15 protein-coding genes and 1 pseudogene are annotated in these 14970 nt (G+C 47.2%); 5 read left to right on the top strand and 11 right to left on the bottom strand.

What is annotated here, in order from left to right; all coding sequences use genetic code 11:
* Positions 1–31 precede the first annotated feature (31 nt).
* The gene (locus tag HRE53_RS12725; RefSeq protein WP_235110858.1) at positions 32–511 is read left to right on the top strand and encodes a molybdenum cofactor biosynthesis protein MoaE; all 480 of its coding nucleotides are present in this window, start codon (positions 32–34) and stop codon (positions 509–511) included.
* On the opposite strand, the gene HRE53_RS12730 is transcribed toward HRE53_RS12725, so the two are convergent.
* The 6 genes and pseudogenes from HRE53_RS12730 to rpmH all read right to left on the bottom strand — a co-directional run bounded on the left by HRE53_RS12730 (position 508) and on the right by rpmH (position 3990).
* Positions 508–1011 carry a DUF177 domain-containing protein gene (locus HRE53_RS12730; protein ID WP_235110860.1) on the bottom strand — a complete coding sequence of 168 codons (504 nt, stop codon included), beginning with the start codon at positions 1009–1011 and terminating at the stop codon, positions 508–510. The genes HRE53_RS12725 and HRE53_RS12730 overlap by 4 nt on opposite strands.
* A gap of 31 nt (positions 1012–1042) precedes the next feature.
* A complete protein-coding gene (locus HRE53_RS12735) occupies positions 1043–1567 on the bottom strand; it encodes a R3H domain-containing nucleic acid-binding protein (protein ID WP_212663764.1) in 525 nt (174 codons plus the stop codon).
* 5 nt (positions 1568–1572) lie between these two features.
* On the bottom strand, positions 1573–2790 hold the full coding sequence (yidC, locus tag HRE53_RS12740; protein WP_235110862.1) for a membrane protein insertase YidC: 1218 nt from the start codon (positions 2788–2790) through the stop codon (positions 1573–1575).
* Positions 2791–3037: 247 nt separating this feature from the next.
* Positions 3038–3440: pseudogene (locus tag HRE53_RS12745) on the bottom strand (PH domain-containing protein).
* Positions 3430–3789, bottom strand: coding sequence for a ribonuclease P protein component (gene rnpA, locus HRE53_RS12750; RefSeq protein WP_212663767.1), 360 nt, complete (start codon positions 3787–3789; stop codon positions 3430–3432). Before rnpA ends, HRE53_RS12745 begins: the two are co-directional and overlap by 11 nt.
* Positions 3790–3852: 63 nt before the next feature.
* Positions 3853–3990 carry a 50S ribosomal protein L34 gene (gene rpmH, locus HRE53_RS12755; protein WP_212663768.1) on the bottom strand — a complete coding sequence of 46 codons (138 nt, stop codon included), beginning with the start codon at positions 3988–3990 and terminating at the stop codon, positions 3853–3855.
* 152 nt (positions 3991–4142) lie between these two features.
* Between rpmH and dnaA the strand changes: the two genes are divergently transcribed.
* From dnaA to HRE53_RS12770, 3 genes are all read left to right on the top strand, one after another.
* Entirely contained in the window at positions 4143–5510 is a 1368-nt protein-coding gene (gene dnaA, locus HRE53_RS12760; RefSeq protein WP_212663769.1) for a chromosomal replication initiator protein DnaA, read from the top strand.
* 634 nt (positions 5511–6144) lie between these two features.
* Positions 6145–7263, top strand: coding sequence for a DNA polymerase III subunit beta (gene dnaN, locus HRE53_RS12765; RefSeq protein WP_212666450.1), 1119 nt, complete (start codon positions 6145–6147; stop codon positions 7261–7263).
* A 223-nt stretch (positions 7264–7486) separates the two neighbouring features.
* Positions 7487–7690 carry a hypothetical protein gene (locus tag HRE53_RS12770; RefSeq protein ID WP_235110863.1) on the top strand — a complete coding sequence of 68 codons (204 nt, stop codon included), beginning with the start codon at positions 7487–7489 and terminating at the stop codon, positions 7688–7690.
* Positions 7691–7758: 68 nt separating this feature from the next.
* Here the strand turns inward: HRE53_RS12770 and HRE53_RS12775 are convergent, their stop codons facing one another.
* Both HRE53_RS12775 and HRE53_RS12780 read right to left on the bottom strand, forming a co-directional pair.
* Positions 7759–9639 carry a glycoside hydrolase family 55 protein gene (locus HRE53_RS12775; RefSeq protein ID WP_235110864.1) on the bottom strand — a complete coding sequence of 627 codons (1881 nt, stop codon included), beginning with the start codon at positions 9637–9639 and terminating at the stop codon, positions 7759–7761.
* A 215-nt stretch (positions 9640–9854) separates the two neighbouring features.
* A complete protein-coding gene (locus tag HRE53_RS12780; protein ID WP_315876591.1) occupies positions 9855–10862 on the bottom strand; it encodes a glycosyltransferase family 2 protein in 1008 nt (335 codons plus the stop codon).
* 83 nt (positions 10863–10945) lie between these two features.
* On the opposite strand from HRE53_RS12780, the gene HRE53_RS12785 reads away from it, so the two are divergent.
* Positions 10946–11608, top strand: a complete 663-nt coding sequence (locus tag HRE53_RS12785) for a response regulator transcription factor (RefSeq protein WP_212663777.1) — start codon at positions 10946–10948, stop codon at positions 11606–11608.
* Here HRE53_RS12785 and HRE53_RS12790 read toward each other — a convergent pair.
* The 3 genes from HRE53_RS12790 to HRE53_RS12800 are packed head-to-tail and all read right to left on the bottom strand — an operon-like array spanning position 11605 to position 14970.
* Positions 11605–12078, bottom strand: coding sequence for a low molecular weight protein-tyrosine-phosphatase (locus HRE53_RS12790; RefSeq protein WP_235110866.1), 474 nt, complete (start codon positions 12076–12078; stop codon positions 11605–11607). The genes HRE53_RS12785 and HRE53_RS12790 overlap by 4 nt on opposite strands.
* 24 nt (positions 12079–12102) lie before the next feature.
* Positions 12103–13560 (bottom strand): carotenoid oxygenase family protein, encoded by a 1458-nt coding sequence (locus tag HRE53_RS12795; RefSeq protein WP_235110867.1) that lies wholly within the window; start codon positions 13558–13560, stop codon positions 12103–12105.
* A gap of 6 nt (positions 13561–13566) precedes the next feature.
* Positions 13567–14970 (bottom strand): folate/biopterin family MFS transporter, encoded by a 1404-nt coding sequence (locus HRE53_RS12800; RefSeq protein ID WP_235110868.1) that lies wholly within the window; start codon positions 14968–14970, stop codon positions 13567–13569.

Below are 14970 nucleotides of genomic sequence, written 5' to 3' on the forward strand. Positions count from 1 at the left end.
CATGATAGAAAGGCAGCTTCCTTCTCCAGCAATGCCCTTATCTATGGCCCCTAGCTCCACTTCTCAAACTGACGATCACTTTTTGATTACCTTTGCCCCTCTCAGCCTCGAAGACCTCTATCGCCACGCCGATCACCCTCATAACGGAGCCATTGTAGTGATGAGCGGTACTGTCCGTGATCAAACAGACGGCCAAGAGGTTCTCTCCCTTGAGTATCAAGCCTATGAACCCATGGCTCTCAAAGTCTTCCAAACCATCGCTACTGAGATTCGCCAGCGCTGGCCAGAGGTCAACCGGATTGCCATCCACCACCGCACTGGCCATCTAAAAATTAGCGAGATTAGTGTCCTCGTAGCAATTGGCTGTCCTCACCGATCTGAAGCCTTTTCCGCCTGTCAGTACGCCATTGATACCCTCAAACACAATGCTCCCATTTGGAAAAAAGAACACTGGGCCGATGGCTCTAGCAGTTGGGTCAATATTGGGGCCTGTGAACAAGAAAAGCCTTAGTTCCCTTGCATTTGCTCTTTTAAAGACTCTAATGCAGCCCAACGTCGGTCAATAGGCTGCTCAATTTTCTCTGCCTCTTCTAGCAAGCCTTCACAATTCTGATCGCAAAGCTGTCGATGGGGAAGTTGCAGACTGAGCTGCTGATACAGCCAGTCTTCAGGACTAAAATCTCCCTGGGGAAATAGAATTTCCACGGGGTCATCGAGGGTAACTTCAATTTCTAAGCCAGGCTCAGCTTCTGGCACTTCTGCTGAAAGCCAAATCATCTCTGAGGCATCCACAGCCAACCGATGATTATATTGCTGCAAACAGCGATCGCAGTTCAGGGTCACAATCGTTTTCGCTTGCGTGCTCACCTGCAGGTAATTTCCCTGGTGAACTAAGGTGACATGCCCCTGCACAGCCGTTAAGGAAGTGAGTTCTGATAAAAACTCATCAACCTCTAAAACAATCGTCTGCCGGAGAGCATTTTCTATATCTGGGATGTAAACCTTGTCCATCGCGAGAAACCTTTCTCCATCCCTTGTCTACTTAATCTTCTTCAGCAGACTCACCTGTCGCCAACATCACCACCAAACGGCGATCTGGCTCTTGACCACGACTAACCGTCTCTAAGTCTGACTCATCAAACAACATCGTATGGACTAATCGCCGTTCCGCTGAATTAATGGGAGGCAGAACGTACTCTTGCTCTGTTTCTCGAACAGATTGAGCAGCCTGAATAGCTAATTGACTCAACTCTTCATAGCGCTTAACCCGAACATCCGCCATCTCAATCGTATAGGCAGTCCGATCTTCCTTATCCTTACCCAGATTGAGCGTGGAGTTGATCAAATATTGAATCGCATCTAACATCCGACCATCATGACCAATCAGTAAGTCAACCTGTTCAGGGGACAAGCCACTATCATCAATGGTGAGCCAGAAACCACCAAAATCCTTAAATTTGGTTTGGGCAATATCCGGCTTATCACTACTGACAGGGGTCTCAATTCCCAAATGGCCTAGCAAATGGGACAACCATTCTTGTCCTTGCTGAACATTCGACTCACTCATGGGCATTAACTCGATGCTTTCTTTTTAGAATACTCAGGTTCAAAGGGAAGTGCACCCCGCTCACCATCTTCAGCCACCACTTTCGATGCTCGCTCTTCTTTAGCCTTTTTTCTCTCCTGCTCATCCACAATTTTTTGGAGGTTCTCAGGCAAAGGCTCTTTTGACAAGAAATAGCTTTGAACGGTCTGAAAAATGTTGGCTAGCAGCATGTACAACAGTACACCTGCGGGCAGGGGAAAGAATAAAAACATGCCCGAAAACATCACCGGCATGTACTTAGTCATCGCCTGTTGCTGGGACCCAGAATCATCATTCCCTCCCTGTCCTGACAATAACTGGTTGACGTATAAAGACACGCCAAAGCCGATCACCATCAGTAAAATATCCCAATGGATCGCATTCGCATTAAACTGAGCCCCGTCGTCTGTAGTGGTAAAGATTTCGCCTTCGACTGCACCCACGCGGCCTAGAGCTTTAATAAATAAGAATCCTTTTTCTGCAGCAATGCCGGTCAAGGTACCTTGAATAGTGACATCACCAGGCTGTAGGGCAATAATATGGCCGTTTTCGTCAATACTTACTCGATCCTCACCCTTTGTCACGGTCCAGGTGGGAACGATATTGCCAGCTTCAGACTCAGGAATAATATCTTGAAGCGGCTTACCGCCAATCGTCTGAAATTGAAAATCAGTGGACTGCCCAACCCCTAACTCTTTACCGGAAGGCAGAATACCAACCACTGGATAGTGAGTTTGCTCAGCGACAAAAATATTCTGCGACTTTGTGGTGAACGTCTCAGGCTGAACTTCTGCAATCTTATCTTGGGGGAGAATTTTTAAGTTCGCAGTGTAGTTAACGTTGGCAAAGGGCGATCCTCTCAGGGTTGCAAACAACGCAAATAGAATCGGCATTTGGATTAACAGCGGAAAACATCCGGCCAGGGGATTACCAAACTCTTTAAACAGCTTGGTTTGCTCCTCTTGCAGCTTAGCTGGATCGTCTTTGTATCGTTCTTGTAGCTCTTTTTGGCGCTTTTGCATCACAGGCTGTGAGACCTTCATTCGCCGCATGTTGCGAATTTGGCCCGCACTTACCGGATACAAAACAGAACGAATCACCAACGTTAGGGCAACGATGGCTAATCCATAACTAGGCACGACCCCGTAGAAAAAATCCAGGATCGGCAACATAATGTTGTCCGAGATAAATCCAATAAAGTTCATTCGTGTATAGCTGACCTAAGGGCGGAAATTAGCAAAATACAGAGTTGACTGAGCCTCTCACTGTTTTCAGAACATTGAAGAGCATCTACTCTTTAACAAGCATGATTTTACGGGTAACGCATACTGTGAGCAAATAGCCAGCCAATCCCAACATTATTTTAAGATTGAACACAAACTGAGACAATCCTTTCCATCATACTCATCTGAGCAACAAATGTTGAATTCTCAGGTTGCCCAACCCAAATTCTTAAGATGCAGAACCACTCACAACAGTGGATTTTGCCTGAGACTTCGCTTCCACTTTTTCTTCAATATAAGCAGCAATATCTCTGAATTTCGGCAAAGATTTCAACTCGATGCGGCTACCATCGTTTAAAATAATCAGCATGTCTCCCCAAAAGCCTAACCCTCTGGGGATCACAGACACTTCAGAAATTTCTGAATAGACCACATCTGTCCGGGTACGACCAAACCAGCCACCATTGACTGTTACACGCCGACTGGTAATCCGAAATCGTAGCCAAAGCGCTCTGACCAGAGCACCAATTGTCAGCGGAATAAAAAAATATAGTTAAAGCTAAAACAGAATTTAAAAGTAAATCACCAATATGAGGTCCTCCTTCGTAGTAGACCTCTTCTTTAATACCCATTTAGGATCTCCGCGTCTGCAAATAACTGTCTTAATTGTTGCAGAAATTGAAAGTAATCGCACTGAACGGCAGCTGTCCGAACAACGATTACCACATCCCAACCTGGCTGTAATTCAGGCAGAAGCTGGTGACACGCCGCTCTTAGCTGCCGCTTGATTCGATTACGAACAACGGCTCGTTTACTCACTTTTTGGCTAATCGAAAACCCAATTCGAATCGGGATTTTTGTTGCATTCACTCCAGATCGATGGGTTCTTAAAACCAAGTATTTAGTGCTTTGGCGGCTACCTTTACGGTACACAGCACCAAAATCTCGGTTTTTTTTCAAGCGATGCGGGGTTGCTAACATTCAGCCTGAGTCATCAGCATGGGTTTAAAACGTTTAGGCGGCCTTAAACTCACTGACTTTGCTCTACACGGATAAACGCTTACGGCCTTTGCGTCGTCGAGATCCAATTACATTTTGGCCACTCTGAGAGCGCATCCGAGCTCTAAATCCAGACGTTCTTTTGCGCTTGCGGCAGGTTCCGCCCAAGGTTCGTTTAGTCATAATTTATTCAGTCAAAAGATTTTACAAGGTCAAGGCATTTAGGTCGAGCGTTTGACCCAGAATCCATAGTTTACAATCTTATCACCCACTCTTGCCAGACCCGATGAAACCCCTTACGCTCAATGTTGCTCAGCTTGCTGTCGAGGTAATCCATGGAAACTTCTCTTGAAACTCTTTGGAGCCAAGTTTTGGAGCGTTTGCAGCTGCAGCTCAGCCGCCCCACTTTCGAAACCTGGATTAAAACCGCCAGTGCTGAACAGCTAGACGAGCATCGCCTGGTGATTCGCACTCCCAACCCGTTTGCCCGGAATTGGTTGCAAAAGTACTATGTCAAAACCATTCGAGATGTAGTCCATGAGATTTTAGGTCATCCCGTCGAAATTCAAATTGAAATTGCCCAGGGGGATTCCAGCGCCACGATTTCTGCTCCTGAGGTTGCCTCTCCACTCCCCGCCTCTAGCCCTGCTGAAAAAACCAACAGCTCCCAACGAAAACAAGCCAGTCTCAATCCAAAATATGTGTTTTCTCGCTATGTGGTAGGCCCCAATAATCGCATGGCCCATGCGGCCTGTTTAGCAGTTGCCGAATCTCCAGGGCGAGAATTTAACCCCCTGTTTCTCTGTGGTGGCGTTGGCTTGGGAAAAACTCACCTGATGCAAGCGATCGGCCACTACCGACTGGAGATTTCTCCCAACTCACGCATTTTCTACATCTCCACTGAACAATTTACGAATGACTTGATTGCCGCCATTCGCAAAGATGGCATGCAAAAGTTTCGAGAACATTACCGTGCTGTGGATGTGATGTTAGTCGATGACATTCAATTTATTGAAGGCAAAGAATACACCCAAGAAGAGTTTTTTCATACCTTCAATACCCTGCATGAAGCGGGTAAACAAGTCGTTTTGGCCTCTGATCGTCCCCCAAGTCAAATTCCAAGATTACAAGAGCGACTCTGCTCACGATTTTCGATGGGCTTGATTGCGGATATTCAGCCCCCTGACTTAGAAACTCGAATGGCAATTCTGCAGAAGAAAGCAGAATATGAAAATATCCGCCTCCCTAGAGAAGTCATTGAATATATTGCCTCTAGCTACACTTCCAACATTCGAGAATTAGAAGGTGCTCTGATCAGAGCGGTAGCCTACATTTCTATTTCTGGACTTCCCATGAATGTGGAAAACATCGCTCCAGTTCTAAACCCACCCACTGCAAAAATCTCAGCTTCGCCAGAAAGCATCATTAATGCTGTCGCTGATACTTATGGGATCTCTATTGATGATCTCAAAGGCAATTCCCGCCGCCGAGAAATTAGCCTGGCTCGACAAATTGGGATGTACTTAATGCGTCAACATACAGACCTCAGCCTGCCTAAAATTGGCGATGAATTCGGTGGCAAAGACCACACCACCGTCATGTATAGCTGTGACAAAATTTCAGACCTACAAAAAAAGAATCCAGAACTCTCACAGTCACTACGGCAGTTAGGCGATCGGATTAAGCTTGCCAATCAACCCTAAGGCTAGCCCATCAAGATGATGGCTTCTGCCATAGGGAAAGGTCAGAGTGCGTCGATCCAGATATGTTGAACTCTGGCAACATCTTGTTATGTGTAAGAAAACCGCACTATAGATTTTGCACAATATCTATGGATTATTAACGTACTCCTAACCCCTTGATATCCAATTTTCTTCAGTGCCCCCCAATCATTCCATCAAAGCTTTACTGAATAAGGATTATAGAAAAAATAAACACAAAATATTAAATCTTTTATTAAGAATTCTAAACCTCCAATTCACCCCTGTGGAAAACTGCCATTTTTCTGTGGAAAACACTGGTGAAACTTTTGTGGAAAACTAGGGTATCTTGTGGAGAAAAAAATATTAATTCACACCCTGTGGAAAACCCCCCGATCTTTTCCACAAGTTTTCCACAGGTAAGTGATCCACTAAAGCCTTGTTATCAATAAAGTTTTCTACTTTTTCCACATTTTCCACAGGCCCTACTATTACTACTATTATTTAAATTTAAAAAGAGGAGAATATAGATAGGCTCAATTTTTGAGCAATATTCCTTTCAACTTTGTGGGACAGGGCAATGATGTTACGATGTTGCTCCCAGAGTTTAGAAAGTGTTGAAGTCCTTAGAAGCGTTATGAAGTTGGTCTGTCAGCAAAGTGATCTAAATTCCAAACTGTCACTCCTCAGCCGAGTCGTACCCTCGAATCCGACGCACCCAGTTCTGGCTAATGTTTTATTAACAGCTCAAACTGAACGCCTTGGCTTGACCGTGTTTGACTTGAGTTTAGGAATTCAAGTTTGGATTGCTGCAGAAGTAGAAGAAACAGGCGCTTTGACTTTGCCAGCAAGGTTTCTCAACGATATTGTGTCTCGCTTACCCAATTGCGATATTGAAGTTGAAACCGATGACACAGCTGTGACGTTGACCTGTGATTCGGGTCATTACCAAATGCAGGGGTTAGTGGCAGAGGAATTTCCTGGACTTCCCAGCTTGGATGATATACCAGCACTAGATCTCCCTACAGATGTTTTTTTAGAGGGATTGCAAGCCACGCTGTTTGCAGCCAGTACCGATGAAAGTAAACAAATTCTAACGGGGCTGCATCTCAACACCTCAGAGTCAGGGTTTGAATTTGCCACAACGGATGGGCATCGACTTGCGATCGCAAATTTCCCCGATCTAGTAACCCCTGAACCCATGACCATGACCATGCCTGCTAAAGCCTTGCGGGAACTAGAGCGGATGTTAGGTCGGGTGAATGCCGATGTCGCTCTCAGGTTTGATACCAATCAGGCTATTTTTGAGCTAACTGGAGAGCAAGGAACAGAGCAGCTCAGCTGCCGATTGCTGGAAGGTCAATATCCAGCCTATCCTCAACTCGTTCCTAAGCAATTTGAGCGGCAAGTGACGGTTGAGCGGCAACTGCTGCTCAGTAGTGTTGAGCGCATTGCGGTGTTAGCTGCTCGTAAAAACAATATTATTCGCTTGAAGGTAGATAGCACTGAGCAGCAAGTGGCTCTGTCTGCAGAAGCTCCTGAGTTGGGTATGGGAGAAGAACGTTTGCCAGCACAAATCTCAGGTGAGGATTTAGACATCGCGTTTAATGTGAAATATTTGAGTGACGGATTAAAAGCCCTTGATAGTCAGGAAGTTCAGCTGCAAATGAATTCAGCGACGATGCCAGCAGTTTTATCTCCCATCTCGGGACGTCAAATCACATATTTAATTATGCCCATTCAAATTCGGGGTTAGCATAGCCGATCAATAACGGGTATCTTAAGTAATATGGGGAACTATTTAAATTGACCTACGGTCTACAGCATTAGTGAGTAGACTATCAACTGTTAATATTGCTGATGGAGAATCTGGGTTAAGTTTGTAGATAGATTGAATTCTTTAAGAGAAGATCTTCAGAATTTGAGTATCCAGACCATACAAGCCCATCCTTCAGCCAACTGTCTAAAGGGTTAAGAGAATGAAAGAAATCGTAATTTTGGTGTTGTCCGTGAGCTTGGTGAGTGTCTTTGCCAGCACTGCCAACGCTATGCGTTCATTTCTCGCTGCTACAGATACGGCTGAGCCTGCTCTGATCGATTCAGAAAATGATTGTGCGTTAACACCCATCGTTGCTGACCAGCCTCCCGAAGATGAAGAACATTGGCCTGGTTGCCGCGATTAAGCTCAAAAATTACCTCTTAATCAATTCCCCCTGAACACGACTGTTCAGGGGGAAATTTTGTGGATACCTTATTGGGGATAGGCAATATAGGCATCGGCATTCTTTAAATCATCAGTCGTCTGGGTTTTCCCCTTGCGGGTTTCCCTGGCGATGATGGAGAAGCCTTTACCGTAAATACCGGCTACTGAAAAAGATGAGTCTTCCGTGATGAACCGGGGATTATCAGGATTCGAGACACCACTCCCTACATGAGCCGCACCAAACAATTCCGTTTTGCCACCGTTGATCGTTTTGATGGTTGTGCCCTCATCTTCTGTTTTATAGCCCAGAATCCACACCCGGGCATTGTCATTCAGCACTTTGGCGGTAATGTTGGGTTGAGATTGGGTATTACTTTCTAGATTGAGCTGTCGCGCCCAGACATTTTGATTTTTAAAGATGACTGAAGAGCCTACACAGTCATTAATAAAAACATCTCCAGGTGTTGGGGTTTTAGGGACATAGTGGAATCCTAGTAAATTGTTCAGCACCAACGTGCGCTGAGAGGTATGTTCAATGGTTTCTACCTTCTCTAGTCGCTCAATCGTGATACTGGGAGCCTTACCGGGGCCCACTCGAATCACCGCATTCTTCGCCATTTTGACTTTGGCTTCTGTGCCCATCAACCGGCGGACATTATTCCGAAGTTCTAGAGATTGATTGATGGTCCATGTGCCTCTAGGGAGGTAAACGGTCGTTGCCCCAGAGTCGATGGCTGCCTGAATAGAAGGTGTGTCATCTAAATCATCATCTGGAAGACCGCTGGTGCCGAGAAGATGTTTATGGGGACCATCCCATTTGCTCAGATCGGTTTCCCAAGGAATGTCTGGTGTTTCTTTAATCGGAAGTCCTAACATTTGGTTGGCAGAGGGAAAAAGAGTGACAGGTCCTCCTTTTCTGTTTTTACCAAAGCCATTGGCTAGATAATTTGTAATTTTGCCGTTAGGAATATTGCCATTGCCACGGCCCCAATTGACGTTACTTTTGACCGCTAGCTTATATCCTGTGGTCTGGGTCCGATCAATATACATGGATTTCTGATTGCTAATGGCAGGCTCAGAGGCTGCAGCGCCAGATCCGGTTAAGGTGGAATCCAGTAGAACAAAGCCTGCTTCTCCATCGTTGATAATGGCCGATACTGTATTTTGGCTGCGAACTTTCCGGGCAAACACTTTCTGAGAATTGGTGTTCCGCCATCCACAGATGTTTTGGTTGAGCAAAGTAATATTTTCAAAGGTTTGGCTAGCGGTGGGCCAACGGGTTTTTATGCCATAGTCAAAGCCGTTAACGGTGACTGTTTTGATCAATAACGGGCCAATTTCGTCCGTATAGCTCATGTCGAGACCAATATTTCCTTTTCTGTCTTCAGAGAGGATGGTCACATTCTGAGCTGTGCCCTGATTGCTGGCATTAAATTGAACGCCAATACTTGTGGGATGATTGCGACCGACATTGACAGTCATGTCACGGATGGCGTTCCGAAAGCGCTGGGCTGGGGCTGGGCCAAAATTGAGAATTGCTTTGGCATAGGTGGAAGGTACATTGTCCATCAGGCGCAGAACGGTCCCTTGCTCACTCTCCCCTTGAAAAATATTCCGCTTTTGGCTGCCTGCCAAAGTCAGCATGTCGCTGATGTCGTAGGTTCCGTTGGGAAAGTAAAAAATATGATTTTTAGTCGGATGAGCTGAAATGGCAGCTTGGATGGCAGCGGTATCATCTTGGCCATCGTTAGGAATAGCCCCAAAGCCGGTGATATTAATAATGCCTGCATCGTTAGGGAAAACAATTGCTGGGCGATTGATGGGAGTGGCCGCTAGGGTCGGAGGGGGGGCTGCGACATTTGGATTGTCCGGTGGTGCAGACCGATTAGATGCTGCTGGTGTGCAGGCTAAGGACAGCAAGAAAGACAAGCATAATAAGCCTAAAAACTGCCGTAGTGGATGGGGGGAAAATTTTTTCCCCCATAACCAGATTTTTTTGAACCTTAGAGGATGATTGAACAGACATATGGCTCGGCTCCCAACGCAGGAATACGATTGGTCTTCTTGTCCAAGCCTATCAAATCCAAGAAATGCTCTTGTGTGGAGATTGAAGAGCCATGGGGCGCGAATATGTAGGAGCAAACTCAGTGGGCGTGAGGTATTGATGATGACTGAGAGTAGGCGGTTTGCGGGGTGGGGATGTTGCCTATTTCTTTGACTGTATAGAGGGGACGACCTTTAATTTCTTCGTAAATTTGGCCGACATACTCCCCTAAAATACCGAGGCAAATGAGCTGGACAGCCCCGAGGAAAAAGATCGCCATGGTAATCATGGTGTAGCCGATCAACTGGCTGGAAGGATTGAAAAATCGCCAGTAGAGGGTTAAGAACATCATAAAGACAGCGAGGGCGGATGCAAATAACCCCAGGTATGTGGCTAAGCGTAAAGGCACTTTGGAGAAAGCCATAATGCTGCTGAGGGCCAGGGTGAGAGATTTGCGGAAGGTATATTTGACGTCTCCAGCAAATCGAGGGGGGCGATGGAGGGTAATGGCAGTTTGCCGGAAGCCCACCCAAGCTCGAAGACCTCGGATATAGCGGTTGCGCTCGGGCATTTTATTGAGTAAATCCACGACTTGCCGATCCATGAGGCAAAAGTCACCGGTGTCGGTGGGAATGTGGATATTGGAGAGCTGCTGGAGAAATCGATAAAACAGGTAGGCGGTACAGCGTTTGATGAGGCCTTCTCGCTGTCGTGAGATTCGCTGAGCGTAAACGACCTGGTAGCCTTGCTGCCATTGTTGAATCAGATCCGGAACGACTTCGGGTGGATCTTGGAGGTCGGCATCCATGACGATAATGGCTTGGCCAGCGGCAAACTGTAGACCGGCAGTCAAGGCGATTTGATGGCCGAAGTTGCGGGCTAAGCTGATATAACGAACGGACGGATCATCTTGGTGCAGTTGGCGTAGTAAAGCGAGGGTGCGATCGCAACTGCCATCATCCACCAAAATCAGTTCTGAAGGACCATCCAGGGTTGTGATTAAGGCCTGCAAGCGTCGATACAGTTCAGCAATATTGTCTTCTTCGTTGTAAATCGGAATAACGAAAGAATACGTTACATTACCTGTTTGATCCGAATTGCTTGCAATTGATGAAGGGAGACTGAATGGCGTCAAGGGATTGTTATAACTAAACAAAAGAGACTATACCTGCAAAGCGCACTCGATATTCTATGCCTTTAACCGTGTTGATCGTGGATGATGAACCGGGTATTCGATTAGCGGTCACTGACTATCTGGAAGCAGTGGGATATACCGTAATTGCAGCCGCAACGGGCAAACAAGCGTGGCAGCTAGTCCAACAGTACCGCCCCCATCTGCTAGTGACTGATATTAGAATGCCACAGATGGATGGCTATGAGTTAGTGAAACTGGTGCGGCAACAACCCGCATTTCGATTGCTCCCCGTCATCTATTTAACGGAATGCTTCCAAACTCAAGAGCGGATTCGAGGGTATAAATTGGGCTGTGATGCCTTCTTGGCCAAGCCGTTTAACTTGGAAGAATTGGCAGTCGTGATTCGTAGCCTTTTAGACCGAGTGCAAATTGTACAAACGGAGATCCAGGCGGTTTCTCAGGCTACTCCCAGCCGTGATTCGGTGGATACCGCGTTTGTTAATGCTCTAAATCTGACCCAGCGAGAACAGCAAGTTTTGCTATTGCTGACGGAGGGGCTATCCAATGCCCAAATTGGCGAACAACTCCATCTCAGCCCTCGCACTGTGGAAAAGTATGTCAGTAAACTGCTGCAAAAAACAGAAACGAGTAACCGAGCAGAGATCGTGCGGTTTGCGATGGAACATCATTTGCTAGGAGCCATCGACGACGATCACTAACCGGTCTTTTGCAGATCCTCTAATAAACCACTGCAGGCATCTAGCAGTAGATCAATTACATAATCAAATCCTGAAGGTCCCCCGTAATAGGGATCGGGTACTTCTTTATCGGCAAAGTTAGTACAAAAATCACACATCATGTGGATTTTGCTGGCATATTGCTCGTCTGGATTCATCTCCATCAAATCGCGATAATTTTGGCGATCCATAGCCAGAATGATGTCAAAGTCGGCAAAATCTTCGAGCTGTACTTGCCGACTGTTGCCGGTCAGCACAATGTTTTGCCGCAAGCCAGCCGCTGCCATTCTCCGGTCTGGGGAAGCACCAATATGATAGCTACTGGTACCCGCCGAGTCACATTGATAGGCATGGGTGAGCTGTTCTTGTTGCAGCAGGTGATTCATAATCCCTTCTGCGGAAGGTGAACGGCAAATATTGCCTAGGCACACAAATAATAGCTTTTGGGGCATTGGGGTTGGGGTGCGGATGGTGGGTTAGAACAGCGTTGACGTAAAACTGCCATGTAAACCGTAGGGGATATGGTGCTTTAAGTGCAAGCGGGCAATGGGTCCCTGCTTCACCTGCTCAGCATCTAGAATCACCACATCGGATCGATCCTGAACACCATCGTAGACGAGGGCCACTAACCAGCCTTGATCTTCTTGAGTGGCGTTGGGTTTGGGGATAAATACGGGTTCACCCATAAAGCCTTGGGGGGCCGCACTCCAGACTTGTTCGTCTCCCGTTTTGACGTCCTGTTTGAGAATGGCTTGCAGGGGAGCATTGCCAGTGCTGGCATCGGTAGCGCCAATATAAACATAACGATAGTCATGGCCTGCATTAGCTGGGTTCAGGGTGGGAAACTCGCAGCTCCGTTTGATTAACGGTGTTTTCTCGACGGTGGCGGTCTCAGGGTTCATCTGGAATCGCCAGAGGGTGCCGGGAGGAACCGAGTCAAAATCAATATTGCGGAAATCAATCCCCGATTCTAAGCCAGGAAAAGTGTCGTAGCAGATGGAGTCCACAATCACCTGACCATCTGCCTCATAGGCGTTGGCATGATGGAAGACAAAGCAGGCCTCGGTGTCTAACTGCTGGGGGATTGTATTATTATCGCCGCGCCGCACGAGCCAGATTTTAGTGGGATTGCCAGGCTTAAAGGAGATGCATTCCCCGGCTCCCTTGAGGCCAAATAGGAAGGGAATGGGGTTGAGGATAACGGGATTTTGGAAAAAGATGTAGTAGTTGGGGGTAACGGCAAAATCGTGGATAAAGGCAAATCCTGGAATGACAAACTGCTGCTGATGAACCACTTCGCCTGCCTGGTCAAATTCGAAGAGTTTTACTTGGCTAGATAGACCAGGCTTAATGGCAAAGTTGACGAGACGATCGTCGTCAGCATGGGGCAAAATTCGGGGATGGGCAGAAAATGGATCCCCCGGATTGAGGAGACCGGAAAAGTCTTCTAAACCTAGAGTGTCTAAGGTAGCTGGATCGAGACGATAGGGCTGATCGGCTTCCCAGAGGGCTAAGAGTTTACCTGCCCAATAGATGATGTGAGTGTTGGCAATATTTTTGAAGTTGATATCAAAGGCATTGGCCAGTAGACCGCCAGGTTTAGGGGTGCCAAATACTCCACGGTAAAGAATCTTGCCCGCTTTTTGTTCTGCCAGGTAGCCTTCCGTGCGGACGAAGCGATTGCGGAAATGGGCTTTACCTTGATCGAACTGAATCGAACAAATCATCCCGTCCCCGTCAAAAGGATGTTGGAGTGGCGTACCGTTGACATCCAATAGTCCCGGACCGTTGCGAAATAGGGTGCCCCTTAAGTCGGCAGGTATTTCACCGTCTATGTCTGCGATCTCATAGTCGTATTCATCCTTGAGAGATTGGTGACCTCCCTGCCAGTTATGGTCGAGGTAGGTGTTGCGGGTGGAGGCAGAAACGGTCATAGGGATTCAATTACGAGGTTCGGTAATAAGTTCAACAGCGAGAGACTCAGATAAAAGAGGCTCGACGGATGGAGTGATATCTAAAGCCAGGTCTTGATGCAGGACATCGGTACCTTGGGCAGGCAGCCAGTTGAGGAGTGGCAGGGGTAAGAGAGTGCTGAGATTGGCGATCGTGACCAGCAGCCACAATTGCTGGAAATTCGTTTCAGTAATGCCCAGCCAATGCATGATCAGCGCTCCTGATTCGTGGGAGAGCAGGCCTGCTAGGTTACTTACAGACATCAACAGGGCAAACATGGTGGCCTCGATGCCAGGAGGACAGAGGCGAGCGGCCAATACCAACACGGGCATATAGGCAATTTGTCCCATCACCGTCAGAATCAGACTGTCGCCCAAGCTAAACCATTGGTCATTGATGCCTAAGGCTCGATTGGCATGGGTCACTAAAAGTAAGGTGGTCATGCCGAGGGCTGCAGCAATTAAAGTGCTCCATAAAAAGATGCGGCGTACAGGAACGGCTTTGAGATAGCGCTGAAATACCCAGATGCCTAGCAATGCGGCCAGACTAGTCACCAGGCGCACCCGACCTAGGAATTCCGGGTCAAAGCCTAAATCATTAGTGGTAAAGAAGAAAAAGGCGGCTTCAGAGCTGGGGGTAGCTTGCCAGAGAAAGACGAAGATAACGGGCAGCAAAATTTGTTTTTGGGTGATGGCTTGCCAGAGTTGCCTCACCTGATGCTTGGTTGAATCTAAGTTGATTTGGGTCTTAACTTTAGGGTCGGCAATCAGTCCGGCAACGGCAGAAACGAGCAACGGGAAGGTGGCCGTAATCAGGAAAACCCTTTGGGTACTCATGTGGGACAACAGCCAACCGCTAAAGTAGGCAGTCATAATCCCGCCCAGAGCGGTGGCAGACCAGCAGAGAGATTGGAGGGAACCCGCATCACTTTGAGATTCTTGCCGAACGCGCTCAACGACGAGGGAATCAACGATTACATCGCTGATGGCCACGGAAAAGGAACTGAGAACAATGGCAATGGTAGCTGCTAGGGAAGTGTGGACGATGCTGGCCATTCCCACCCAGGCTAGACATCCTAGTATCCCTGATAAGACGAGATAAGACCGGCGACGATAGCCAAAGATAGGCACGCTATCGGAAATAAACCCAAAGACTGGCTTAATCACCCAAGGGAGAGCGGCAATTCCCATCATGGCGGCTACTTGAGCCGGGGTTAAACCGAGGTCATCCTTCAGGAAAAAACTGACGGCTAACCGAGCTAATCCCAAAATTCCCTGAACAAAATAGACCATCAATATGGCCAGCAGCTCAGGTGTGGGATCTTGACCGTAAAAGACGTTTTCTTTTAGGAAATCGCGCACTGAGTCGAGTCTCGACTGAGATACAAACAT

The sequence above is a fragment of the Acaryochloris sp. 'Moss Beach' genome (assembly GCF_021497025.1).
GTDB classification, from domain to species: Bacteria; Cyanobacteriota; Cyanobacteriia; order Thermosynechococcales; family Thermosynechococcaceae; genus Acaryochloris; species Acaryochloris marina_A.

Bases quoted from the DNA above. Each gene is read 5' to 3' on its own strand.
- HRE53_RS12725 (WP_235110858.1), top strand. From the start codon at position 32: ATGCCCTTATCTATGGCCCCTAGCTCCACTTCTCAAACTGACGATCAC.
- HRE53_RS12730 (WP_235110860.1), bottom strand. From the start codon at position 1,011: ATGGACAAGGTTTACATCCCAGATATAGAAAATGCTCTCCGGCAGACG.
- HRE53_RS12735 (WP_212663764.1), bottom strand. From the start codon at position 1,567: ATGAGTGAGTCGAATGTTCAGCAAGGACAAGAATGGTTGTCCCATTTG.
- yidC (WP_235110862.1), bottom strand. From the start codon at position 2,790: ATGAACTTTATTGGATTTATCTCGGACAACATTATGTTGCCGATCCTG.
- rnpA (WP_212663767.1), bottom strand. From the start codon at position 3,789: ATGTTAGCAACCCCGCATCGCTTGAAAAAAAACCGAGATTTTGGTGCT.
- rpmH (WP_212663768.1), bottom strand. From the start codon at position 3,990: ATGACTAAACGAACCTTGGGCGGAACCTGCCGCAAGCGCAAAAGAACG.
- dnaA (WP_212663769.1), top strand. From the start codon at position 4,143: ATGGAAACTTCTCTTGAAACTCTTTGGAGCCAAGTTTTGGAGCGTTTG.
- dnaN (WP_212666450.1), top strand. From the start codon at position 6,145: ATGAAGTTGGTCTGTCAGCAAAGTGATCTAAATTCCAAACTGTCACTC.
- HRE53_RS12770 (WP_235110863.1), top strand. From the start codon at position 7,487: ATGAAAGAAATCGTAATTTTGGTGTTGTCCGTGAGCTTGGTGAGTGTC.
- HRE53_RS12785 (WP_212663777.1), top strand. From the start codon at position 10,946: ATGCCTTTAACCGTGTTGATCGTGGATGATGAACCGGGTATTCGATTA.
- HRE53_RS12790 (WP_235110866.1), bottom strand. From the start codon at position 12,078: ATGCCCCAAAAGCTATTATTTGTGTGCCTAGGCAATATTTGCCGTTCA.
- HRE53_RS12795 (WP_235110867.1), bottom strand. From the start codon at position 13,560: ATGACCGTTTCTGCCTCCACCCGCAACACCTACCTCGACCATAACTGG.
- HRE53_RS12800 (WP_235110868.1), bottom strand. From the start codon at position 14,970: ATGTTTGTATCTCAGTCGAGACTCGACTCAGTGCGCGATTTCCTAAAA.